The sequence below is a fragment of the Streptomyces albidicamelliae genome, from assembly GCF_025642175.1.
GTDB classification, from domain to species: Bacteria; Actinomycetota; Actinomycetes; order Streptomycetales; family Streptomycetaceae; genus Streptomyces; species Streptomyces albidocamelliae.
This window is the reverse complement of sequence record NZ_CP106795.1, coordinates 276253-297890: the sequence shown is the minus strand read 5'-3', so window position 1 is coordinate 297890 and position 21638 is coordinate 276253. Positions and strand designations below refer to the sequence as shown.

Here is a 21638-nt window from a genome sequence, read left to right as displayed (position 1 = left end):
GGCATACTGACGCCCTCACTGGTGCAACAAAATGTTGAAGGAGGCGGGAGTTGGCAGCCTGTTTCAGGACGGTCACCGAGGTGGCAGAGGCGCATCTCTCCCAGGCAGAGGCGCTGGGGCGTGCCTTCCAGGAGGCGATCGCGCCGGCCACGGTGAACTACGACTTCGGTCATATCCGGGATGCGGCCGCCGCGCTCCCGGACAGCGACATCGTCAAGATGGTCCGCGGTTGGGGGCTCAAGGAGGAGGCGCCGATCCTGGTCATGGCGCTCTCCCTGAAGGAGGCGGTCCGTCAGGCTCTCCCGCCCGAGGCGGCGAAGGCCTCGTTCTGGGACACCGTCGAGCGGGGTCTCGTGGACGCCTTCACCGACCTCGCGGCCCAGGAGGGAGAACCGGGTCTGGCCTACTACGAACAGGGGCCGGACCGCACGAGTTACTACCGCGACCTGTTCTTCGCGCTCCAGGACGAGGAAGCCGGCGCACACCTGTACGGCGTCGCGTTCTGCACCGATGTCACCGTCGGCCTGGACAAGGCCCGTGTCGGCACACTGAGCCTCACCGACACCGCTCCGTTCGCGGTACGGCTCAACGCGATCGTCGTGCGCCAGGAACTCGCGATCCCGGCCTGAACGGTTCCGCACACCGTACGGCCCGCCGTCCCGGGCCGCGGACGTGCGTACCGTCGTGCGTCGGACACGGGGAACCTGGTCGGCGGCCGACGCCGCGGTGTCACCGCCGGATCCGGCTGAAGTGCGCGGCTCGCTGCGAGAGAACGGTCACCCGTTGTTCCGCCGAGGACCGGAGAAGGTACTCCCCGGAGAAGTCCCCGTTGGGGCCGTAGACCTCGAACCGGTCGGCGATCTGCTGGATCGTGAACCCGTTCCGGCCCGGAGCGGGAGCGTACTGAGCCGTCATGGTGGGTGATCCTTCCCAGGTGCGGGTGGGGGGCGGGAGGGGAACTACCGTCAGTCTGGCCGCGTGCCCGGGCGCCTCTGATCAGCTGACCGGGGGACCGTACGGGGGAATGCGCTGCCGTCGGTACGGCGGACGTCACGGCAGGCCCGGCCGCCGGGCGTGGGGGACCATGACCGTATGGAGACCGGGAGCCCGTCCTTCCGCCGCGCGGATCAGGTCCCTGCCGGGCACGGGGGCGGCGGTGCGGTTCCCGTACCGCGCCACGGGAGTGCCGAGGTTCCGGTACCGCGCCACCGGAGTGCCGACGACCGCAGGCCGGTGCGAGGCGCCCGAGGTGGCCGGGGACGACTGTGGGCCCCGGCGGACCTACCGGCGTCGGGCCGGGCCGTGTCGGTGGGCTGCTCGTGCCGCGCATGACCGGGCCTGGCCGCGGCCGGCGTACGGCGGGCCTGTTCGCTCCGGCGGCGGGGAGCCGGCCCGCGGTGGTCGCGGGGCTGGGCAACGGAGTCGCGATCAGCGTGCTGCTGCTGGCCGGTGTCGCCGCGGGGAACGCGGCGGCCGGAGCGTGGGCGGCGCTCGGCGCGTACGTGACCGCCTTCACGAACAAGGGCGGCCCCCGGGGACCGCGTACCCGGCACCTGCTCGTCGCCGCCGTCGTCAACGCCGCCATGTTCTGGGTGGGCGTCTGGACGATCCCGCTGGTGCCCCTGACGGGGCTCGTGCTCGCCGTGCTGGTCTTCCTCGCTTCGATGGGCTCGGCGGTGCACCCGGTGCTGGAGCGGCTCGGCACCATGCCCGCCACCGCGCTGCTCGTCGCGGCGGGCAGTACCACCGCCGGGGTGGACATGGAGTACGCGACGCTGCTGGTGCTGGCCGGGGGCCTGTGGTACGCCGCCGCCACCGCGGTACTGACCCCGCCCGCCCGCCTGCGCGACGTGCTCGCCGACGTCGCGCAGCCCTATCGCCTCGTCGGCCGGCACCTGACCGCCCTCGGCCCCGCCTCCATCACCCCTCCGGACGCCTCCGCCTCCACCACCCGTCCCGACGCGCCGGGCGACCGCGCCCGCCCGCCGCGCACCGCCCCCGTCGCCGCCCGCCGGCGTTCCGCCGCGGACCCGGCACCGCCGCACGTCACCGTCGGTACCGTCCATCCGGACACGACCGATGCCCTGCGGCGGGCCGAGGGCGCCACGCGGGAACTGCGCGGCCCGCGCGGTGACGAGCACCTCGCCGACCTGACCGACCCGCTGGTGCGGCACGCCGCCACTCTCGCCGACCTGACCACCGCGCTCGCCGCCACCGGCCCCCGCCGCCGGCCGTCCGTGCCCCGTACGCCATGCTCACCGACGCGGTCGGCCGGCAGCTCTGCCGGCTCGCCGACGTCCTCACGCGCCGCCGCCAGGTCACCGACAGCACCGGAGGAGACCCTGTCCCAGGGCTGGGACCGTTGGAGGAGGCCTGCGACCGGATGCGTGCCGAGATGCCGGCCGGTGCCCACACCTACCCGGAGATGGCACGCGCCGGACGGCAGCGCCGCCTGCTGGAACGCATCACCGCGACCCTCGCCGAAGCCCGGGCCGAGGCCCGCACCCTGGCTCTGCTCGCGGCGACTCCGTTGTCGGCGCAGCCCGCCCGACCGGTGCGGCTGGACGGCGCCCGGCTGCGGGACGCCATGACCCTCCGCTCCGGGGCGTTCCGTCATGCGCTGCGGGCCACCGTGGTGAGCGGCGCGGTGTTCGCCCTCGTCCACTGGGCCGCGTTGCCGCACGGCGAGTGGGCGGTGCTGGCCGTGCTCCGGGTGATGCGACCGCAGTACGCCGTCACCCGCGAACGCGTCGCCCAGCGGGTCATCGGCAACGTCGTCGGCGGCACCTGCGCCGCCGTACTGATCGCGGCCGTGCACGAGCCGGCCGCGCTGTCCCTGATCCTGTTCGTGGTCATCACGGTCGGATTCACGCTCCGCCCGGTCAACTACGCCTTCTGGGTCGTCTTCGGCACTCCTCTGGTGCTGCTGATCGGGGACGTCTCCCACCCCGGCAGCTGGCTGGACGCGGCCTTCCGCATCGCCATGACCCTGCTGGGCACCGCCGCCGCCCTGGTCGGCAGCCGTCTGCTGTGGCCCAGCTGGGAGCACCCGCGCCTGGACACCGAGACGACCCACGCCCGCCAGGCCTGTGCCGCCTACCTGGACACCACCCTGCGCTCCCTCAGCCATGACGGTCCCGGTGACGACAGCGACCCCGGCCCCGATGCGCGTCGGGCCCGTACCACCGCGGAGAAGGCCCTCGCTCAGGCGGCCGCCACGTCCCGGCACGCCCACCGCGAGCCCGGCCACGACCGGGCCGCCCTCGACCGCGCGGCCACCACGGTGGACGCCCTGACCACGCTCAACCTGCTCGTCGCGGCCCTCGCCACGCACCGCACTCCCCGCACCGCCCGCATCCCCGCCCTGGCCGCCTACACCGACAACGCGGGCCCGGCCCTCGCCGACGCCTCCCCGGAGGTGAGTCGGCGTCATGCCGACGCCCTCACCGACGCTCTCGACATCATGTCCCTCCACCTGGAAGAGCTCCACGTCCGCCGCCACGAGGAACTGGCCACCGGCCGTACCGGCGACACACCGGCGCGTGCCGCGATCCGCGAGAACGGGCCCGTCGTCGAACTCCTCCAAGCGATCGCCGCCGTCGTGGACGACGCCCGCGCACGGCCGCGGCAGGAGACCACCGCCCCCGGACCCTGACCGGACCCGCCCGCCCGGCCGACCGGCCCTCGTCCCCTTCCACCGGCCGACCCTCCGGGTGGATGACACAGGGCCGTGGCCCGCCGCGGGAGTCTGGCGAGTGACGCCGCCCGGCGACACACCCTCCCGGCGCACATGCCTCCTCGGTGCACGTGCCGGCGGGTGAGAGCGGGCCGCCGGGCGGCCGTCTCCCGTCGTACGCCCCCGCAAGCCGCCCTGGACGAAGGAACCGGCCGTGACGAGTACCGTCCTCGACCCGCCCACCACTCCGACGCGCACCACCACGGCTCCTGCCGGGCCGGCCGCATCCGCTTCACCCGGCTACCGTCGACTGCTGACCTCCCCGCATGTCCCGCGTCTCCTGACGGGCGCGGTCGTGGGGCATCTTCCGGTGGCGATGGCCCCGCTGGCCTTGCTGATCGCCGTACGCGCCCAGGGCGGGAGCGTCGGTCTGGCGGGACTCCTGGCGGCCGCTTTCGGTGTCAGCGCGGCGGTGGCCCAGCCGGGGTGGGCGACACTGCTGGAGCGCCGTGGGCAGACCGTGACCCTGCTGGCCTGCGGACTGGGCACGGCCGGCTGTTTCCTGGGCCTGGCGGTCGTACGGCCGGCCGGGCAACCCGTCTGGGCGCTGCTGCTGTCGGTCGCGGCGGGTCTGTGCACGGCACCGCTGGAAGCGGCGCTGCGTGCGCTGTGGCCCGAGGTGACGCGCGGACCCGCACAGTTGCGGACCGCGTTGAGTCTGGACGCCTGCGCCCAGGAAGTCGTCTTCATCGCCGGGCCCCTGCTGGTCCTCGCCCTGGGTGTCACCATCGGCGGGACCGCGACCCTGGTCGCGATCGGGCTGCTGGGCCTCGTGGGCGCCCTGGCGTTCGCCACCGCCCGTCCGGCCCGCCACTGGCGGCCTGCCCCCGCAGCACCCGGCCCCACCTCCGCCGCTCCCACCGCCCCGGCCGGGTTCGCAGGCCCTCTGCGGTATCCCGGGACGCGCACCCTGGCTTCGGCGCTGCTCTGCGCGGGCGTCGCTCTGGGGGCTCTCAACGTCCTGGCTCTGGCCTTCGCCGAGCACGACCACGACCCGGCGCTGACCACGGTCATGCCGGCCGCGCTGGCCGCCGGCAGTCTGATCGGCTCCCTGTTGTACGGGCGTCTGCGGCGGACCGGGACGCTGGCCGGGCATGCGCGAGTGGCAGCCTTCGGCCTGCTGGCCGGGCTGGTTCCGCTGCTGCTGGAGCCGGCTCCGGCGGCAGCGGTCCTCGTGGCGGTCGTCCCGGGACTCTTCCTCGCCCCGCTGCTGATCAACGTTTTCGCGGGTCTGGACCAGGTGGCACCGTCCGGCATGCTGCACACCGCGGCGGCCTGGATGATCACCAGCCTCGGACTGGGGCAGGCCGCCGGCACCGCCCTGGCGAGCACCGCCGTGGGCGCCGCCGCGCCCTCGCCACCGCGCTGACAGGCGCCGCCGCCGCGTTCGCCGTGCTGCTGCTGCGCCGTTCCAGCCTCGCCCCTCACCGGCCCCGTCCTCGTACGACGGCGAACAACGTCCCGGGCAGGTCCCGGCCGACGCCCGCACACCGCGGACGCGGCTCGCGCGGGCCGGTGGCGGACGTGCGACGCCCGACCTAGCTTCGGATCATGGACCCGACGAGCAGCGGACCCGGCCGCTCGGCGAGCAGCGGACCCGGCCGCTCGACGACCCGTGGGCCCGAGCCGGTGACGCCCCGCCTGTCGGCCGGTCTGGTCGCCCTCGCCTGGATGACGCAGTTCCTGGTGGGGACCGACCTGTTCGTGGTGGCACCGCTGCTGCCCGACATCGCGGCCTCCCTGCACGTCGCTCCGGCCCGCACCGGTCTGCTGATCACGGCGTTCTCCCTGGCCTACGTGGTGGCCTCGCCGTTCGCCGGCCGGCTGAGCGACCGTCACGACCGCGCCCGCATCCTGTCGGCCGCGCTGGTGCTGTTCTCGCTGGCCAACGTCGCCACCGCGCTGGCTCCGTCGTTCGGCCTGCTCCTGGCCACCCGGGTGGTCGCCGGTGTCGCGGCGGCGGCCACCGGACCCACCGTGTACGCGCTGGTCAGTACCCGTGCGCAGGCCACGGCCCGGGCTCAGGTGCTGGCGGTCGTGGGTTCGGGTCTGCTGACCGCGCTGTGGGTGGGTGCCCCGGCCGGCGCGGTGCTGAGCCGGCACGCGGGCTGGCAGGCGACGTTCTTCATCCTCGCCGCCGGCACGTGCGTGCTGGCCGTCCCGCACGCCTTCGTCTGGCGGTCGGGCCGAACCGCGCCCGCCGGGCCGACGGCCGCTGCCGGCAGTGTCCCGGGCGCCGGCACACCGGCGCCCGGCGGGCAGCGGGGCGGGGGTGAGGCGGCGTTCGCGGTCGCGGTCACCGCCTTGTGGGCCTTCTCCGTCTACAGCCTGTACACCTACCTGGCCGTCGCCCTGCATGCCGACGGCAGGGCGGCCGATGTCGCGTGGCTGCTGGTGGTGTACGGCATCGCCGCCGTCGCGGGTGGGCAGGCGGGAGGCCGTCTCGCCGACCGTGCCGGTGCCGTACGGGTCACGGGGGTGGCTCTCGCCCTGATGGCCGTGACCGAGGTCGCGGTCGCCCTGGTCTTCCCGACGACCTGGGCGCTGACGGTGGCCCTGGTGCTGTTCGCGTCGGCCGCCTACGCCTTCTTCCCCGCCCAGCAGCGGCATCTGGTGGACACCTTTCCCGAGCGGGCGACGGGGATGCTGTCGTGGAACAACAGCGCCCTGTTCGTGGGACTCTCGCTGGCCGGCGCGGTCGGCGGGCCGGTCGTCCACTCCTGGGGCTATCCGCAGCTGCTGTATCTGGGCGCGGCCGTGGCCGTACCGGCCTGGCTCCTCACCCGCCACCGCGCGGGCGCACGCCGGCCGCCCGGTCGGTGACATGACTGGGAGAGGTGTGCCGGGCGCCGGCCGGCGTGGCCGGCTTGAGGGAGGTGTGATGTGGGCTCCACCGTCGCGCTCCCGCTCGTGCTGTGCCTCGTCGTCGGCGAAGGCGTCCTGACCCCGCTGGGCCGGGCGCGGATCTGGCTGGAGACCCACAACGTGACGGTCACGGCCCTGGTCCTGGCCCTGATCGGTGTCCTGCTCCTCGTCGAGGGCGTCGTCGGGCTGCGTGCCGGACCGGCTCGCGGCGACTGCGTCCGCGAGCTGATCGTCATCCCCCCGCAGGCCCGCCGCACCTCACCCCGCGTGCGGGCCGAGCCCCAGGTGCCGGTGGAACAGCGCCTGCGCGGTCGTCTCCGCCTCGGCGAACCTGGCGTGTCCCGCGTCGGTCAGGGTCACCTCGACCGTCCTGCGGTCTCCGGCACGGCGTTCACGCTCGATCAGCCCGGCCGCTTGAAGGCCCTTGAGCAGGTACGACACCCGGTCGCCCGACTCGCGCAGGAGTGCCGTGAGCCGGGTGACGGGGACCGGCCCGCCCTCGGCCTCGGCGAGGGCGCCGAGCACGAGGTAGCCGCTCAACGACAGACCGTGCTGTACCCGCAGGTCGCCGTGCAGCAGACCCAGGGTCCGCAGGATCCCGGGCCGCTGCTGCCCGGTTGCCTCATCCATGTCGCAGTCGGTCATGTCTCTTCCCAGGGGTCGGGTCCGTCGGCCGCGCATCCGCGTCCGACGGTGGCAACGAGGTTCCGCGGGGCGCTGATGGCAGGCCGGAGCGACAGGAAGCCCTCGGATCAGGACACGGCGCCGCCCGCCGGATGCCCGGCCGTGCGATGCCGCCGGGCGGCACCACCCGGCTCTTCGGTCGATGTCCTGATATGAGGCCGTTGTGGCACGACCGGCGGTCCGGCTTCGGCCTCGCGCCGTCCTAGCTTCGAGGGTGCGACGCGGCCGAGGCGGCTGATTCCGCCCGCGATGCCAGGCACCGGACCAGGGCCGGTAAGGGCGGAGGGCCCCCTGCCGCGTCGGCATCCGACGACCTCGCACAGGGAAGAAGGCGTGGCACGCCATGGCGTCGCAATCGGACACCACCCAAGCGGTGGCTCACAGGCGGGAATTCGGGCTCAACGAATGGGTGGTGGACGAGCAGCGGCAGCGCTACCTCGACGACCCCGGATCGGTCGATCGGGCATGGCGGGACTTCTTCGCCACCACCACGTCCCCGGCCGCGGCGGCCTTCCCGAACCCTCGCACCGGTCCGCGGACGCCGGTGTCTCCGGACGCGTCGGCGACCTCCCCGATCGGACCGGGACGCACCGGCGCCGATCCGGGGCCTCGGGACGACGATGCGACGGCGCTCGGGGCGGTGCGGGTCGCGGCGCTCATCCACGCGTACCGGGTGCGCGGGCACCTGACGGCCGACACCGACCCGCTCACGGCGCGGGCCGCCGCCGCGCGTCCGGAGCTCGACGCCGCCGCCTTCGGACTCCACGACACGGACCGCACGGCGAGCTTCGTGGTGGACGGATTCGCCGGCCGTGCAACGATGACCCTCGACGAAGTGCTGGGCGCCCTGCGGGAGTTCTACTGCGGCACCGCCGGATTCGAGTACATGCACCTGCAGGACGCCTCGGAACGCCGCTGGATCCAGCAGCGCGTCGAGTCGCCGCGGAGCGGACCGGACCCCGCCGAACAACTGCGGATTCTCCACCGGTTGGGCGCCGCGGAAGCCTTCGAGACCTTCCTGCAGACCAAGTACGTCGGCCAGAAACGCTACTCGCTCGAAGGCGGCGAGTCGGCCGTCGTCCTGCTCGACGCCCTGCTGCTGCGTGCCATCGAGGACGGCGTCACGGAAGCCGTCATCGGAATGGCGCACCGCGGCCGGCTCAACGTCCTGGCCAACATCGTCGGCAAGTCCTACGCCCAGATCTTCGACGAGTTCGAGGACACGGCGGACATCCGGTCGGTGCAGGGCTCGGGGGACGTGAAGTACCACCTCGGCGCGGAAGGCGTCTACCGCTCGCAGGGCGGAGGCTCGATCGCCGTCTCGGTCGTGGCCAACCCCTCGCACCTGGAGATCGTGGGACCGGTGGCACAGGGAGTGGTGCGTGCCAAGCAGGACATGGCCGCGAACCCGGACGCCCCCTTCGCCGTACTGCCGGTCGTCGTTCACGGCGACGCGGCCTTCGCCGGCCAGGGCGTGGTCGCCGAGACCCTGAACATGTCGCAGCTGCCCGGATACCGCACGGGCGGGACCGTCCACGTGGTCGTCGACAACCAGGTCGGCTTCACGACGCTCCCCACCGCTGGCCGTTCGAGCACCTACGCCACCGACGTGGCACGGATGGTGGAGGCCCCGATCTTCCACGTCAACGGCGACGACCCGGAGGCCGTCGACCGCGTGGCGCGGCTTGCCTTCGACTACCGGCAGACGTTCCACAAGGACGTCGTGGTCGATCTGGTCTGCTACCGGCGCCACGGTCACAGCGAGGTCGACGACCCGTCCGTCACGCAGCCGGTGATGTACGACCTGATCGACGCAACGCCCTCGGTGCGCACAGCGTACGCGGAGTCCCTGGTGGCCCGCGGGGACGTCGGCGAGCGGCAGGTGGAATCGGCCCGCCGCGCGTACCGGGACCGCCTGGAGGCGGCTTTCGCCGAGACCAGGGCGCTGCCCGCTCCTGCCGAAGGCTCTCCCGCCGCCGGCCTCAGGACCAGCCCCCGCGTGGTCCGGACGGTGACCGCGATCGACGAGGAGACCGCACGGAAGGTCATGGCGGCGCAGACGGACCTGCCGCAGGGCTTCACCGTGCATCCGCGGGTACTGCCGCAGCTGCACCGGCGCACGGCCACGCTCGACACCGGCGCCGTCGACTGGGCCACCGCGGAAACCCTGGCGATCGGTTCGCTGCTGCTGGAGGGCCACCCGGTGCGGCTGGCCGGACAGGACTCGCGCCGCGGCACCTTCGGTCAGCGGCACGCCGTACTCACCGACCGGCTCACCGGCGCGGAGCACACGCCGTTGCGCTCCCTGGGGGCGCGGGCCGAGGGCTTCACACCGTACGACTCGATGCTCTCCGAACTGGCGGCGCTGGCCTTCGAGTACGGATACGCGCTGGCCCGCCCGGAGGGCCTGGTGCTGTGGGAGGCCCAGTTCGGGGACTTCGTCAACGGCGCGCAGACGGTCGTCGACGAGTACATCGCCTCGGCCGAGCAGAAGTGGGGACAGCGCTCCGCGGTGACCCTGCTGCTGCCCCACGGCCTGGAGGGTCAGGGACCTGACCACTCCTCCGCCAGGATCGAGCGCTTCCTGCAGCTGTGCGCGCAGGACAACATGACCGTGGCCCTGCCCTCCCTGCCCGGCAACTACTTCCACCTGCTCAGGGAGCAGGCTCTGGGCGGCTCGGGCGACACCGCACGGCCGCTGGTGGTCTTCACCCCGAAGTCGATGCTGCGGTCGAAGGCGGCCACCTCCGCCCTGGCCGAGTTCACCCGGGGCGGCTTCCGCCCGGTCCTGCCCGACAGCACACGGGACCCCGGGCGGGTCACGCGCGTGCTGCTCTGCGCGGGCAAGGTGTACTACGACCTCGACGCCCACCGGAAGGCCTCGGACTCGGCGGACACGGCGATCGTCCGCGTGGAACGCCTCTACCCGTTCCCCGAGGACGAGCTCGCGGCCGAACTGGCCCGCTTCCCGGCGACGGCGGACGTCCGGTGGGTCCAGGAGGAGCCGGCCAACCAGGGCGCCTGGTCCTTCCTCGCGCCGCGCCTGCACCGGCCGGCCGGACGCCCAGTGGATCGTGTCAGCCGGCCCGAGGCGCCCGCACCGGCGGTCGGCTCCGCTCGCCGGCACGCCCTGGAGCAGCAGGCCCTCGTGGCCTCGGCCTTCCGGTGAGCTCCTGATCATCACGCGCGGTGGTGCCCGTCGCTGCGGCGCCGGTCCCCGCACCCTCTCCGCAGCGAAGGTCAGTGACATGCATGTCCCACTAAAATGCCTATACGGCGAAAGCGGCCAAAGGACACGTCATGGCCAAGCAGATCAGCTGCCGCAGGATCGATGAGCGGACGCCCTCGGAGGACGGACAGGCCGGCGAGCGGGTCCTCGTCGACCGGGTCTGGCCGGAGGGCGTACGCCGCCAGGGCGCGCCTCTCGACCACTGGGTGCGCGAAGTCGCCCCGTCGGCCGAGCTGGAGCGCTGGTACGACCACGACCCCCTGCGGTTCGACGAGTTCCGCCGCCGCTACCTCACCGAACTGGGCGACCAGGAGCACCGGCAGGCCGCGGCCCGACTGCGGGACCTGGCCGAGCGCGACGGCCTCGTTCTGCTGAGCGCCGGCCACGACCTGGCCCACAGCCACACCGCGGTCCTCGCCGAATGGCTCAGCGGCGGCGATCGGCCCGTGTCGGAGCCACCCGGACCCTCGCCCGCCGGAACCGGGCCGTACGGGTTCCGCGCGGCCGTCTCCGCCGCGGTGGCCGGTCTCAACGCGGGCGCGCTCGCGTTCGTCATGGGGACCGGCATCGTCTCCACGGCCCTGTACGTCAACGGAGCCGGGACCGCCTCCGCCGTACTGCTCTGGACGGCCCTCGCAGGGTTCGCCGTCCTGGTGCCCGCCTACGGCTGGCGGCTGCTGCGCCACCGGCAGCGGTTCGTCGCGGACCTCCTGGGCCCGCGTGCCTTCGCCTTCCTCACGCTCGCCATCTCCTCCAACGTTCTGGCCGCCCGCATCGCGCCGGACGGCCCCATCGCGGTGGCGGGAGCGTTCCTGGCGTTCGGGGCGCTGGGGTGGCTGCTGCTGGACTACGGCATTCCGCTCGCGCTCATCACCACCCTGAAGCGGGACCCGACGTTCGACCAGGTGAACGGCACCTGGTTCCTGTGGGCGGTGGGGTCGGAGTCGGTGGCGGTCGCCGCGGCGGTGCTGGCCCGGACGACCTCGGGCCCGGTGCTGCCGGCGCTGGCGGTGGTGTGCTGGTCCGTCGGACTGCTGCAGTACCTGCTGACCGCCGCGATCGTGCTGGCCAGGCTGCTGGCCCGGCCCGTGCGGGCGGAAGGCCTCATGACCTCCGTCTGGATCTTCATGGGGGCCGCGGCGATCTGCGTGCTCGCCGGAGTGCGGCTGATCGCCCTCCCGCCTGGCACCCTGCTGCTCACGCGGCCGGTCATCGCGGGGTCCTCCGTCGTCCTGTGGGCGTTCTCCAGCTGGCTGGTCCCGCTGCTGCTGGCTCTGGGCGTGTGGCGGCACGCGCTGCGCCGGATCCCCCTGCGCTACGACCTCGGCTGGTGGAACCTGGTCTTTCCGATCGGCATGTACGCGGTCACCACGCACGAACTGGGACGCGCGACCGGCACGTCGTGGATGACCACCCTCGGCCGCTGGGAAGGCTGGGTCGCCGCCGCGGTCTGGGCCGTCGCCTTCGTCGCCATGGTGGTCACCATGCTTCGCCGCCGCCTAGGGGGCCGGGCGCGGAGCCGGGTCCCCGGCCGGCCGGAGGGAGCGCCCGGGAAGCCCGGCTTCCACACCACCTGAGACACGGCCCCAGGGGCGCCCCCGCCCGGCAGCGGGCGGACCCACCGGCCGCGGGCCGCGGCACGACGGGTCCGGTCTCCTCCGCGCTCGCGCGTCACGCGGGACGGGCGTGCGGGCCCGGTCATCGGCGTGCGCTCGCCCGCAGATGACCGACGGCGTGACGCAGGGACTTCCAGGAGACCGCCGACCACGCGGCGACGAGTACCACGTACAGCGTGACGGCGGCCCAGACGAACAGCTGCGAGCCGGTCCGGGCGGCGAGTGCGCCGGTACCGGTGACGCAGGCGCCGAGGGGGAAGATGAACGACCACCAGGTGGGCGCGAAGGGCAGACCCGTGCGGACCTCCCGCACGGTCAGCGCCGTCGCGAGCACCAGCCACAGCATGGCGAAGCCCCAGATCCCGATGCCGCCGAGCAGGGCCGCGACCGCGGTCCCACGCGCGTACGGCGCGGGCAGCGCGCTCGGCGCGGCCGATGCCAGCGTCCCGAGCGCCGTCACCGCCTGGTCCAGCGCGCCCACGCCGATCCACACCGTGGGAACCACCGCACCGCTCGGCGCGTCGTGGTGCACCAGGCGGCTGTACACCATGGCCAGCACCAGCAGGACGGCGACCAGTCCGAGCCCGAGCAGCGCGTAGCACCCCAGCAGCATGGCCAGCCGCGGCTGCCCGGCCGGTACGTGCGGGACGAGCAGCGCCCCGGTGGCAGCGGAGACCAGGGGCGGGACCACGGGCATGAGCCAGCCACCGAAGGCGGCCTGCGGAGCGAACCGGTGCCGGGTGACCATCAGGTACGGCACCGCGCAGGCGGTGGCCAGGCCGAGCGCCGTACCGGCGGACCACAAGGCCCAGCCGACATCGAGTGCCGCCCGCTCTCCGACCAGCCGGCGGCCGAGCAGCAGCGTGCCGGCGCCGACGGTGAGCAGGGCCATCGGCGGTGCCCCGAAGAACTGGGCCAGTGCGGGATCCCCGGCATGCGCCCGCAGCGTCCGCTGCCGGAGGTAGCCGACGGCGAGCACGATCAGCAGCACCGCGGCCCCCGCCCAGACCACGGTGGCGGCGTCGACCAGCCCGGGAAGTCCGCGGGGCAGGGTCGCGGCCGCGTCGGCGACGATTCCGGTGCCCATCACGGCCGCGAACCAGCCGGGACCGAACCGTGACGGCTGGTCGTGCGCCGCGGCCGGGCTGGCGCGGACGCGGTGGGAGCTTCTCGGACCCGGACCCTTCCGGGGCGGAACGGCTCGGGTGGTGCTGGAGTGGGATGTCACGGCGTGCGGCGCCTTCTCTTCTCGACTCGGGTCGTCACCGCCGGTGATCGACGGCGGTGACCGGCCGATCGGTTCGGTCCGCGCCCAGCAGCTCACGGGCGGTGGCCGAGACCGTCGGCCCGTGGCGTTGTCGACGCTATGGCGAAGTGCGGAGCCGGCCACAGCACAGCACGGGCCACGACGCCCTCACACCAGGACATGACCCTCCGAGCCCACTCCACCCTCAGTGAGTTTGGTAATCAAACTCGGTAGGTCTATGGTGGAAGGTGTCCAACTGGCCGGGAGGCGCACCATGCAGGGCAGGCCGTCAGGCGGGAAGCCGCTGCTGGTGACCGTCCTCGTCTTTCCGGGCGTACGGCTGCTCGACGTCACCGGCCCCATCGAGGTCTTCGCCTCGGCCAACGAGTTCGGCGGCCGCTACCGCGTGCGCACGGTCTCCCCGAACGGCGCGGACGTCGTCACCGCGGCCGGCACCGGGCTAGGCGTCGACCTCGCCGCCGCGGACGTCGAGTACGTCAGCGACGTGGTCGTCATCCCGGGGGGCCCGGAATGGCCCTCTCTCATCAAGGACGACGCGCTGCTCGACGCCGTACGGGCCCTCGACGCGCGCAGCCGCCGCACCGCGTCCATCTGCACCGGCGCCTTCCTCCTCGCCGCCGCCGGGCTGCTCGACGGACGCAGGGCGACCACGCACTGGCGCTTCGCCGACCAACTCGCCCTGCGGTACCCGCGGGTCACCGTGGACGCCGACGCCCTGTTCGTACGGGACGGACACATCATGACGTCCGCAGGCGTCAGTTCAGGCATCGATCTCTCGCTCGCCCTGGTGGAGGAGCACCTCGGTGCCGACACGGCCCGCGCGGTGGCCAAGGACATGGTCGTCTTCATGCAACGGCCGGGAGGCCAGTCCCAGTTCAGCGTCCGCACGCGTACCCCGCACACCAGACAGGAGCTGCTGCGCCGCATCCTGGACGCGGTCGCCGAGGACCCCTCCGCGAACCACACCCTCGCGGCCATGTCCCGCCGGGCAGGGGTGAGCGCCCGTCATCTCACGCGGCTGTTCCACGACGACATGGCCACCACCCCGGCCCGCTACGTCGAGCAGGTCCGGATGGAGGCCGCCCAGGCGATGCTGGAAGGCGGCGACGACCCCATGGCCTCCGTGGCCCACCGCACCGGCTTCGGCTCACCGGAGTCGCTGCGCCGGGCCTTCACCCGCAACCTCGGCATCACGCCGGGCGCCTACCGGGCACGCTTCCGCAGCACGAACGCCGCCCGCGCCGGTGACGGCAACTGACGTACCGCTGACAGGGTCCCTCGCCGAGTGAGGGACCGTGCCCGGCCCACCCGGCGGCACCGCCACCCGGACATGCTGAGGGCAGGTCGCGGATGTACGGTCGACCTACGGCGTAGGTGCGGTCCTCGCAGCCGGCAGACAGGCCGGCCGGAGGTCCGTGCCCGGGAGTGATCATGTCTCAGCAGACGAACATCGCCGCGCAGACCGCCTTCGGAGAAGCCGTCGTAGCCGGTGACCTCGACGCCCTCGACGCGATCGTCGCACCCGATGCGGTCGACCACGACCCGGCCCCCGGGCAGGGGCCGGGGCCCGACGGGTACAAGGCGATGTTCGGCGAGTTGCGCTCGGCGTTCCCCGACCTGCACGTGCAGGTGGAGCATCTGATGGCCACCGACGACGAGTTGGCCTTCGCCTACGTCATCACCGGGACACATCTGGGGCCGCTGATGGGACGGCCCCCCACCGGCCGGAAGGTGAGCTACCGCGGCATGCAGATCAGCCGTTTCGACGGCGACGGCAAGCTCGTCGAACGCTGGGGCAGCAGCGACGAACTCGGCATGCTGCGGCAACTCGGCCTCGCGGAGGTGTGAACCGCGAAGGCGGCCTACGCCGCCGGCTCGCGGCGCGCGGTCGGGCGTCAGAAGAGGTCGCGGTACTGCTGGAAACCGGTGCCGATCCTGACTCGTGTCCTGAACGGCGCCGCCTTCCTGCCCGTCCCCTTGTGCAGCCACAGGTAGCCCTTGGGGTCGCGGGCGAGCAGGTCGCTGTGGCCGTCACCGTCGACGTCCCCCGTGGCCACCAGCTTGTCGAACCGGTTCCAGCCGGTCCCCACCTTCGCGCGGGACGCGAAAGGCTTCCGCGGATCACCCGTGCCCCTGTACAGCCAGAGGGTGCCCTGCTTGTCGCGGGCGACGACGTCCGACCTGCCGTCGCCGGTCAGGTCGCCCTGCCCGGTGATCTTGGTGAACCGGTTCCAGCCGGTGCCGACCTTCACCCGTGGCGCCAGCGTGCCGTCCGCCTTGGTCTGGAAGCGCCAGAGGACGCCCTGCTTGTCGCGGGCCAGCAGGTCGGGGTGCTTGGCGTGGCCCAGGGTGCCGGGGGAGAAGACCACGTTGTACTGCCCCCATCCGGTGGCCACCTTCTTGAGGTGCCCGCCGCGCCAGAGATTGAGCTTGCCGTCGTCCATGACGTGGTAGGCGCCGTCCTGATAGCCCGTCAGGTCCGGGTCGACCGACGCCCCGTACCTGAAGTGCGGCCAGGCGTACGCGCCCGAGCGGTCCTCGAAACCGCCCTTGCCGTCGGGCATGTAGACGTACATCTGGCCCGACGGGCGGATCCCGGAGAGGAAGAAGAACGGCGCGGCGGGGGTGGGCTTGTGGTGCGCGGCCCCGGCACCGCTCCGAGCGACGTCCTTCGCCGGACCGCCCGCCGCGGGGTCGTCCGCCCGGGCGGTGGCGGCGGTGGCGCCTACCAGGGCGACGGCGATCGCCGAGGTGGCGAGACGGGACAGGGCGCGAGCACGCCGGGCAGACCGGGTCACGTACGGACTCCATGGGGATGTGCGGATCAAGCGGTGCGCTCTGCGAAAGGGTGAGAGAGGCCCGCAATCTTGTCCGGATCTTCCCATGTCCGTCCCGGCCGGCTCGCGGCGGGGCGCGGAATGCGACATTCCGTCCAGATGTCACCCCGAGGGTGGGTGGGGCGAGGGCCGTCGGCCTCTCAGCGGCCCTGTGCCGTTGTGCGGTGTGCCAGGAGTTCGGGCCGCGAGGTGTGCAGCCGGGTGAGCAGCGGCAGGGCTTCGACCGCGCTGCGGGCCTGGGCCGCGGGGAGGTGGGCGATGCCGGCGGGCAGGCGCATGCCGTGGCGAGGGATGGCGAGGACGCGTATGCCGGCGGCTGCTGCCGAGCGGATGCCGGCGGGGGAGTCCTCGACGGCCAGACAGGCTGAGGGCGGCAGCCCGATCCGGGCGGCGGCGCGCAGATAGGGGTCGGGCGCGGGTTTGGCCCGTCCGACGTCCTCGCCGCAGATCACCGCGCTCATCCGGGTGGTCAGCCGCAGTGCGTCGAGCACGGTGAGAACGAAGCGGCGCGGGCTGGCCGTGGCGACGGCGACGGGCCCGTGCCGTTCGGCGGCGGCCACCAGGTCGAGCGCTCCGGGGAGGGGGCGAACGGGGTGTGCGGCGTGTTCGTCGAGGATGATGTCGGTGCAGGCGTCGACGACTTCGGCGGTGGTCGCCCGGCCGCCGCACACGGCTGCGACATGGGCGGCCCAGTTGCCGTTGCCGTGCAGCGCGGCGGTGTCCTCGGGGCGCCAGCGGTATCCGTGGCGGGCGCTGAACGCGGCGCACGCCCGTGGCCATGCGCCGGCGGTGTCGACGAGGGTGTCGTCCAGGTCGAAGACCGTCGCCGTGTGCACCCCGGTCACAGCGCCGTGCCGGACCGGCGCAGCCTCTGGGCCAGCTGCTCGATCGTGACGACGTGAAGGCCGTGTTCCCCGGCGAAGTCCCGCAACCGGTCGTTGCGGGCGAGAGAGCCGTCGTCCTCGCACACCTCGCTGATCACACCGACGGGTGCGAGGCCGGCCAGGCGCAGCAGGTCGACGGTCGCTTCGGTGTGCCCCCGTCTCTCGGCGATCCCTCCCGCTCGGGCCCGCAGCGGGAACATGTGCCCGGGACGGTTCAGCTGGTCGGGTCCCGTGGTGGGGTCGGCCAGCACGCGGGCGGTCAGTGCCCGGTCCGCGGCGGAGATGCCCGAGCCGGTGCCGACCGCGTCCACGGAGACGGTGTAGGCGGGTGCGTCGGCCGTAGCGGTTCCGGGGGCCGCGGGCACCATCAACGGCAGGCGCAGCCGGTCGGCCGGCTCCCCGTCCATCGGCGCGCAGATCAGCCCGCTGGTGTACCGCACGAAGAAGCCCATGAGTTCGGCGGTCGCGAACTGCGCCGCCATCACGAGGTCGCCTTCGTCCTCCCGGTCCGCGTCGTCGACCACGATCACGGGCCGGCCCGCCCGCAACTCCTTGACGGCCACGGCCACCGCGTCGAGACCGTCGTCCGGCCTCGATACCGAAAATGACGTCACCACAACCAGCCCTTCGTCGGTCCGCGTCTTCCTGCGCCCTGCATCGACGCGCTGACCAGCGAACTTGAGAGCCCAGGACCCGGCGCTCGGATCACGAGGGTCCGAAACTCCACCCCACCCCGCGCCCGGCGCACCTCCTGCCGAGGGGGAAGCCGCCGGAGCGGAGGGCAGCCGTCTCCGTGCCGGAGGGGCGGAGTGCCTCATCGGCCGCTCACTGCCTGCCGTCGCGCAATGCCTCGTCGATCCGGGCCAGGGCATGAACGACAGTCAGGACCCGGTCTTCCTCAGCACACTCCGTGTCGGCGCCGACCGGTTCGCCGTCCTGCACCCGAAGGTCACCAGGGACGCCGACGGAGCGCGCGTTCTGCGCAGTGTGCTGATGAAGCCGGAATCGGAGACCTATGTGGAGCAGCTGCGTCGGTGTCTGGAGCGACTCGCTCGCTCATGAGGGGGTGTTGACGCCGACCGCCGTAGCGGCTTCCCGCCCGACGGGCACCCGGGAGGGATCTCCGGCGGCAGCTGCTGCCGTCCGGCGGGAAGCGGCTCCGGTCGGACGGCAGCTACCAGGTGACGGGCAGTTCGAGCGGGAAGCGCCGGATCGTCTTGGTGTCCCAGCGCACCTCCTCCGGAGGCACGGCGAGCCGCAGTGTGGGGAACCGGTCCAGGAGCCGCCCGATGGCCACTTCCAGCTCCGCCATCGCCAATGGCACGGCGACACACCGGTGGCCGCCCCAGCCGAAGGTCATGTGCGGGGTCGAGCACCGGTCCGGATCGATGAAGTCCGGGTCCGGGAAGCGCCGCGGGTCGCGGTTCGCGGTCAGGTACGACACATGCACGAAGTCGCCCTTGCGGATGCGCACCCCCTCCATCACCACGTCCTCTGTGGCCACCCGGGGAATGCCGACACCCTTGCGGAACGGGATGACCCGCAGGAGCTCGTTGATGACGTCGGTCAGGGCCTCCGGCCGGCCGTCGATGTGCTTCATCAGCTCGGGACGGGTCAGCAGGAGGTAGGCGATGTCGCTGATCTGACAGGTGACGGTGTCCTGGCCGCTGAGGGTCAGCGTCAGTGCCATGACGGCCAGTTCGTCGTCGTCGAACGCGTCCTCGCCGTCCACGGCTGAGGCGAGCACGCTGATCAGGTCGTCTCCGGGCGACGCCCGGCGCTGCTGGACCAGCGTGCCGAAGTACGCGCGCAGGGCCGCCTTCGCGGCTGCGGCCTTCTCGCGGCTGTCCGGGCCGGTGGCGAGGAGCTGCTGCAGGTTCCGCTGCATGAGGGGCCAGTCGTCCTGCGGGATCCCGAGGAGTTCGAAGATGGTCTGCTGGGGCATGGGGTCGGACAGATGGCGCACCAGGTCCACCGGAGGCTGCTGAGCGGCCATCTCGTCGAGCAGGGAATCCGTGAGACGGGTGATCTTGTCCCGCATGCCGTCGACCTGCCGCTGGGTGAACGCCTGCGATGCCAGGCGCCGCAGACGGCTGCTGAGCGGCGGGTCCATCACGTTGATCGATTCGGGAGAGACGATGGGCTCCGGCGTCAGCCGCGGGTAGTCGAACTCCATAATGCCGGCCCGGCTGAACCGCTGGTCCGTCGTCACCTGCTGCACCCCCTCGAACCCGGTGACCAGCCAGGCGTCGGCATCACCGTAGGGCAGCCGGATGCGGGTGAGGGAATTCCGTTCCATGAGCGCGGCCAGACAGGGGTCGAATTCAAGGCCCTCGCTGAAGTCGAACGGACATGCGAGTGTCTCGTCGTCTGGGGTCATCCTGTTCTCCTCTCTTCGCCGGATTTGCTGTGTCTTGAATATGCCAATTTGTGATCGCGGGCCACCGCATGCACCCGGGTGCGCCTCCGGACGATCGGGCGCGAGGGCTCAACGTGCCGGGGAGTCGCCGTGCGGGTCCAGATAGACCCCGTCGACATAGCACCAGGCCCACGTCTCGCCCGGCTCCGCGGAACGCACCAAGGGGTGCCCGCTGGATTCGTGGTGAGCGGTGGCGTGGGCGCCCGGCGAGCTGTCGCTGCATCCCACATGGCCGCAGGTCAGGCAGCGCCGAAGGTGCCCCCCGTCCCGCCCCCGGGCGGCGCACTCCAGGCACGAGTCGCTCCGCGCCGCGGGCTCCGTGGACAGGGCCGTGACATGGGCGCAACCGGGGCCATCTGGACGGCCACCGTCCGGTCGTACGACCCATCCGGTCATGGTGCCTCGCTGTCGGATCGCCCGCTGAATCGCCGTCTCTACTTCGCACCCGGACGCCACCCCGGATGCGGCGGAGCCGGTGCACCGATTGAGGTGAGCCGACGCGGGGCACGCGCATCGCAGAACGACGGACGCCTTGTCGCGCCAGAGGCGGCGGGCGGCAGGGGAAAGGTGAGTGAGGATGGCCGACGGATCGACCACGGTGCCGGGTTCGCGGACCGCTCCACCGGATCGCGGTGGCGTTCCCGCGCCACCGCTGCGCCCCGGCCATTACGACCCCGCCGACTACACCGCGTGCGTGGTGGGCAGCGCCGGTGAGACCGGGGTGTCGTCCGTGTTGGTGATGACGGTGCTTCACGTCGAGGCGTACAAGCCGCACCATCCGCTGCTGGAGCGGCTGTGGCAGTGGTGGAAGCCCGGGGCGTCCTTCGGGGTGGCCAATATGCACCGCGCGACGTTCGAGCGGGTGCGGCGGACCCACGGCCTGGCGGAGCGGTGGCAGGACCTGCGCGACGATCCCGCCTTCGCGATCCGTGCGGCGGCCCTGCACCTGAAGGACCTCGACCGGAGCCTGCCGCGGCGGCACGTGCGGCGCTACAGCCGCGAGGAGCTTCTGGCGCTGGGCTACAACACGGGCGAACGCAACATGCGCGCCTTCGCCAGGGGTGTTCCGCCGGGGCCCATGGCGCGGTCGTACCTGCGCCGTTTCCGCGCGTACCGGCACCGGGCCGCGCGGATCCTGGCGGACGATGGCGGACAGTCGGCGTCGTAGCCCCCGAGGCGACCACCGACAGTCACCCGGCGTCGGCGGCGGTGTTCCGTAGGCCACGCCCGACGCCGTGGCCGCCCACGCCCACCGTCGGCGGCGCCGACCGCGCACTGCCTGCCGTATCGGACCAGGATGGACACGACGGACGGGTACCTGTGGAGGCGCGGTGAGGCGAGGCGACGACGAGGAAGCCCTCGTGGCAGGAGGGCGCGCTCATGAAGGCGCCCGGCGCTTCCGGCGGCGAGACGGCCACCGGGCGCGGGGTGTCGCGTCTCGCCGCAAACCGAGGTGCTGGACCTGCTGAAGCTGAATGTGGGCGCCGACGTCACGCTGGGACGGGTGCACCTCGGCATCTCCGGCGTGGAGGCACAGGCACAGCCCAAGGTACGGCTGGACAACGTCGCGGCGATCATCGACCGGGTACTGACCACGCTCGATCGCAACCCCGAGCACCTGCACGAGCCGGCACGGGACGTGGGGGCGGCCGTGCGGAACGTCGGCGGAGGCGCCCGCCATGCCGTCGGAGAGCTCGGTGCGGGTACCGAACGCGCCGTCTGGGACGTGGGGCGCGGCGTCGGCTCCGCGGCCGAGGACGTCGGGGAAAGTGCCGCACCCACCACTGTCCAGGACGTCGGCCGGGGTGCCCGGCGCGCGGTCGAGGAGGTCGGCGGAGAGGCCGGACCGGCCGTCGTCAAAGCCGGTCAGAAGGTCGGATACGCGACCGGGAGTGTGACCGAGAAGCCCGCGGAGGTCGCCGGCACGACCGGCGGGGCGGCGGAGGGCGAACCGGGCGGCGACACGGTGCGCAAGGGCGCCAAGGCCGCCGCCGGCACTACCTCCGAGACGCCGGGCACGAAGCGTCCGGTCCGGTCCGGTCGGAAGGACGGGGCGTGGCAAGCAGGCCCGCGGCGGGGGACCGGGGCCGGCCCGCCCGGA

At 73.1% G+C, this 21638-nt stretch carries 19 protein-coding genes; 11 read left to right on the top strand and 8 right to left on the bottom strand.

Translation table 11 applies throughout. The features are described 5' to 3' along the window. The first annotated feature begins 50 nt into the window (after positions 1 to 50). Positions 51 to 629 carry a Type-2Aa cytolytic delta-endotoxin gene (locus N8I86_RS01440; protein ID WP_263276838.1) on the top strand — a complete coding sequence of 193 codons (579 nt, stop codon included), beginning with the start codon at positions 51 to 53 and terminating at the stop codon, positions 627 to 629. Positions 630 to 729: 100 nt separating this feature from the next. Here N8I86_RS01440 and N8I86_RS01435 read toward each other — a convergent pair whose 3' ends face one another. After that, the gene (locus N8I86_RS01435; RefSeq protein ID WP_073896264.1) at positions 730 to 915 is read right to left on the bottom strand and encodes a hypothetical protein; all 186 of its coding nucleotides are present in this window, start codon (positions 913 to 915) and stop codon (positions 730 to 732) included. 413 nt (positions 916 to 1328) lie between these two features. Between N8I86_RS01435 and N8I86_RS01430 the strand changes: the two genes are divergently transcribed. From N8I86_RS01430 to N8I86_RS01415, 4 genes are all read left to right on the top strand, one after another. Further along, complete coding sequence (locus N8I86_RS01430) at positions 1329 to 2591, top strand: hypothetical protein (protein WP_263276837.1); 1263 nt, start codon at positions 1329 to 1331, stop codon at positions 2589 to 2591. Further along, the gene (locus tag N8I86_RS01425) at positions 2588 to 3655 is read left to right on the top strand and encodes an FUSC family protein (protein ID WP_263276836.1); all 1068 of its coding nucleotides are present in this window, start codon (positions 2588 to 2590) and stop codon (positions 3653 to 3655) included. The genes N8I86_RS01430 and N8I86_RS01425 overlap by 4 nt, the downstream gene beginning before the upstream one ends. A 235-nt stretch (positions 3656 to 3890) precedes the next feature. After that, positions 3891 to 5105: an MFS transporter gene (locus N8I86_RS01420; protein ID WP_263276835.1), complete on the top strand. Its 1215-nt coding sequence runs from the start codon at positions 3891 to 3893 to the stop codon at positions 5103 to 5105. Between the two features lie 182 nt (positions 5106 to 5287). Then, positions 5288 to 6559 carry an MFS transporter gene (locus tag N8I86_RS01415; RefSeq protein ID WP_263276834.1) on the top strand — a complete coding sequence of 424 codons (1272 nt, stop codon included), beginning with the start codon at positions 5288 to 5290 and terminating at the stop codon, positions 6557 to 6559. 300 nt (positions 6560 to 6859) lie between these two features. On the opposite strand, the gene N8I86_RS01410 is transcribed toward N8I86_RS01415, so the two are convergent. Next, positions 6860 to 7231 carry a MarR family winged helix-turn-helix transcriptional regulator gene (locus tag N8I86_RS01410; RefSeq protein ID WP_263276833.1) on the bottom strand — a complete coding sequence of 124 codons (372 nt, stop codon included), beginning with the start codon at positions 7229 to 7231 and terminating at the stop codon, positions 6860 to 6862. Between the two features lie 397 nt (positions 7232 to 7628). Here N8I86_RS01410 and N8I86_RS01405 point away from each other — a divergent pair, with 397 nt between their 5' ends. After that, positions 7629 to 10454 carry a multifunctional oxoglutarate decarboxylase/oxoglutarate dehydrogenase thiamine pyrophosphate-binding subunit/dihydrolipoyllysine-residue succinyltransferase subunit gene (locus tag N8I86_RS01405; RefSeq protein ID WP_263276832.1) on the top strand — a complete coding sequence of 942 codons (2826 nt, stop codon included), beginning with the start codon at positions 7629 to 7631 and terminating at the stop codon, positions 10452 to 10454. A 131-nt stretch (positions 10455 to 10585) separates the two neighbouring features. Further along, complete coding sequence (locus N8I86_RS01395) at positions 10586 to 12091, top strand: SLAC1 family transporter (protein ID WP_317633581.1); 1506 nt, start codon at positions 10586 to 10588, stop codon at positions 12089 to 12091. Between the two features lie 121 nt (positions 12092 to 12212). On the opposite strand, the gene N8I86_RS01390 is transcribed toward N8I86_RS01395, so the two are convergent. Further along, positions 12213 to 13358: a TDT family transporter gene (locus tag N8I86_RS01390; RefSeq protein WP_263276831.1), complete on the bottom strand. Its 1146-nt coding sequence runs from the start codon at positions 13356 to 13358 to the stop codon at positions 12213 to 12215. Positions 13359 to 13650: 292 nt separating this feature from the next. Here N8I86_RS01390 and N8I86_RS01385 point away from each other — a divergent pair, with 292 nt between their 5' ends. After that, a complete protein-coding gene (locus N8I86_RS01385; protein WP_263276830.1) occupies positions 13651 to 14655 on the top strand; it encodes a GlxA family transcriptional regulator in 1005 nt (334 codons plus the stop codon). 173 nt (positions 14656 to 14828) lie between these two features. After that, on the top strand, positions 14829 to 15245 hold the full coding sequence (locus tag N8I86_RS01380) for an ester cyclase (RefSeq protein WP_073896835.1): 417 nt from the start codon (positions 14829 to 14831) through the stop codon (positions 15243 to 15245). 47 nt (positions 15246 to 15292) lie between these two features. Here the strand turns inward: N8I86_RS01380 and N8I86_RS01375 are convergent, their stop codons facing one another. From N8I86_RS01375 to ribB, 3 genes are all read right to left on the bottom strand, one after another. After that, a complete protein-coding gene (locus tag N8I86_RS01375) occupies positions 15293 to 16195 on the bottom strand; it encodes an FG-GAP repeat domain-containing protein (protein ID WP_263276829.1) in 903 nt (300 codons plus the stop codon). A 179-nt stretch (positions 16196 to 16374) separates the two neighbouring features. Further along, positions 16375 to 17079, bottom strand: a complete 705-nt coding sequence (locus N8I86_RS01370; RefSeq protein WP_263276828.1) for an HAD family hydrolase — start codon at positions 17077 to 17079, stop codon at positions 16375 to 16377. Continuing rightward, positions 17076 to 17732 (bottom strand): 3,4-dihydroxy-2-butanone-4-phosphate synthase, encoded by a 657-nt coding sequence (gene ribB / locus N8I86_RS01365; RefSeq protein ID WP_260148732.1) that lies wholly within the window; start codon positions 17730 to 17732, stop codon positions 17076 to 17078. The genes N8I86_RS01370 and ribB overlap by 4 nt, the downstream gene beginning before the upstream one ends. 256 nt (positions 17733 to 17988) lie before the next feature. On the opposite strand from ribB, the gene N8I86_RS01360 reads away from it, so the two are divergent. Further along, entirely contained in the window at positions 17989 to 18180 is a 192-nt protein-coding gene (locus N8I86_RS01360) for a hypothetical protein (RefSeq protein WP_263276827.1), read from the top strand. Positions 18181 to 18292: 112 nt separating this feature from the next. Here the strand turns inward: N8I86_RS01360 and N8I86_RS01355 are convergent, their stop codons facing one another. Both N8I86_RS01355 and N8I86_RS01350 read right to left on the bottom strand, forming a co-directional pair. After that, on the bottom strand, positions 18293 to 19498 hold the full coding sequence (locus N8I86_RS01355) for a cytochrome P450 (RefSeq protein WP_263276826.1): 1206 nt from the start codon (positions 19496 to 19498) through the stop codon (positions 18293 to 18295). A 108-nt stretch (positions 19499 to 19606) separates the two neighbouring features. Continuing rightward, a complete protein-coding gene (locus N8I86_RS01350; protein ID WP_263276825.1) occupies positions 19607 to 19933 on the bottom strand; it encodes a UBP-type zinc finger domain-containing protein in 327 nt (108 codons plus the stop codon). A 181-nt stretch (positions 19934 to 20114) separates the two neighbouring features. Here N8I86_RS01350 and N8I86_RS01345 point away from each other — a divergent pair, with 181 nt between their 5' ends. Continuing rightward, entirely contained in the window at positions 20115 to 20705 is a 591-nt protein-coding gene (locus N8I86_RS01345; protein WP_263276824.1) for a lysozyme family protein, read from the top strand. The last annotated feature ends 933 nt before the right edge of the window (positions 20706 to 21638 follow it).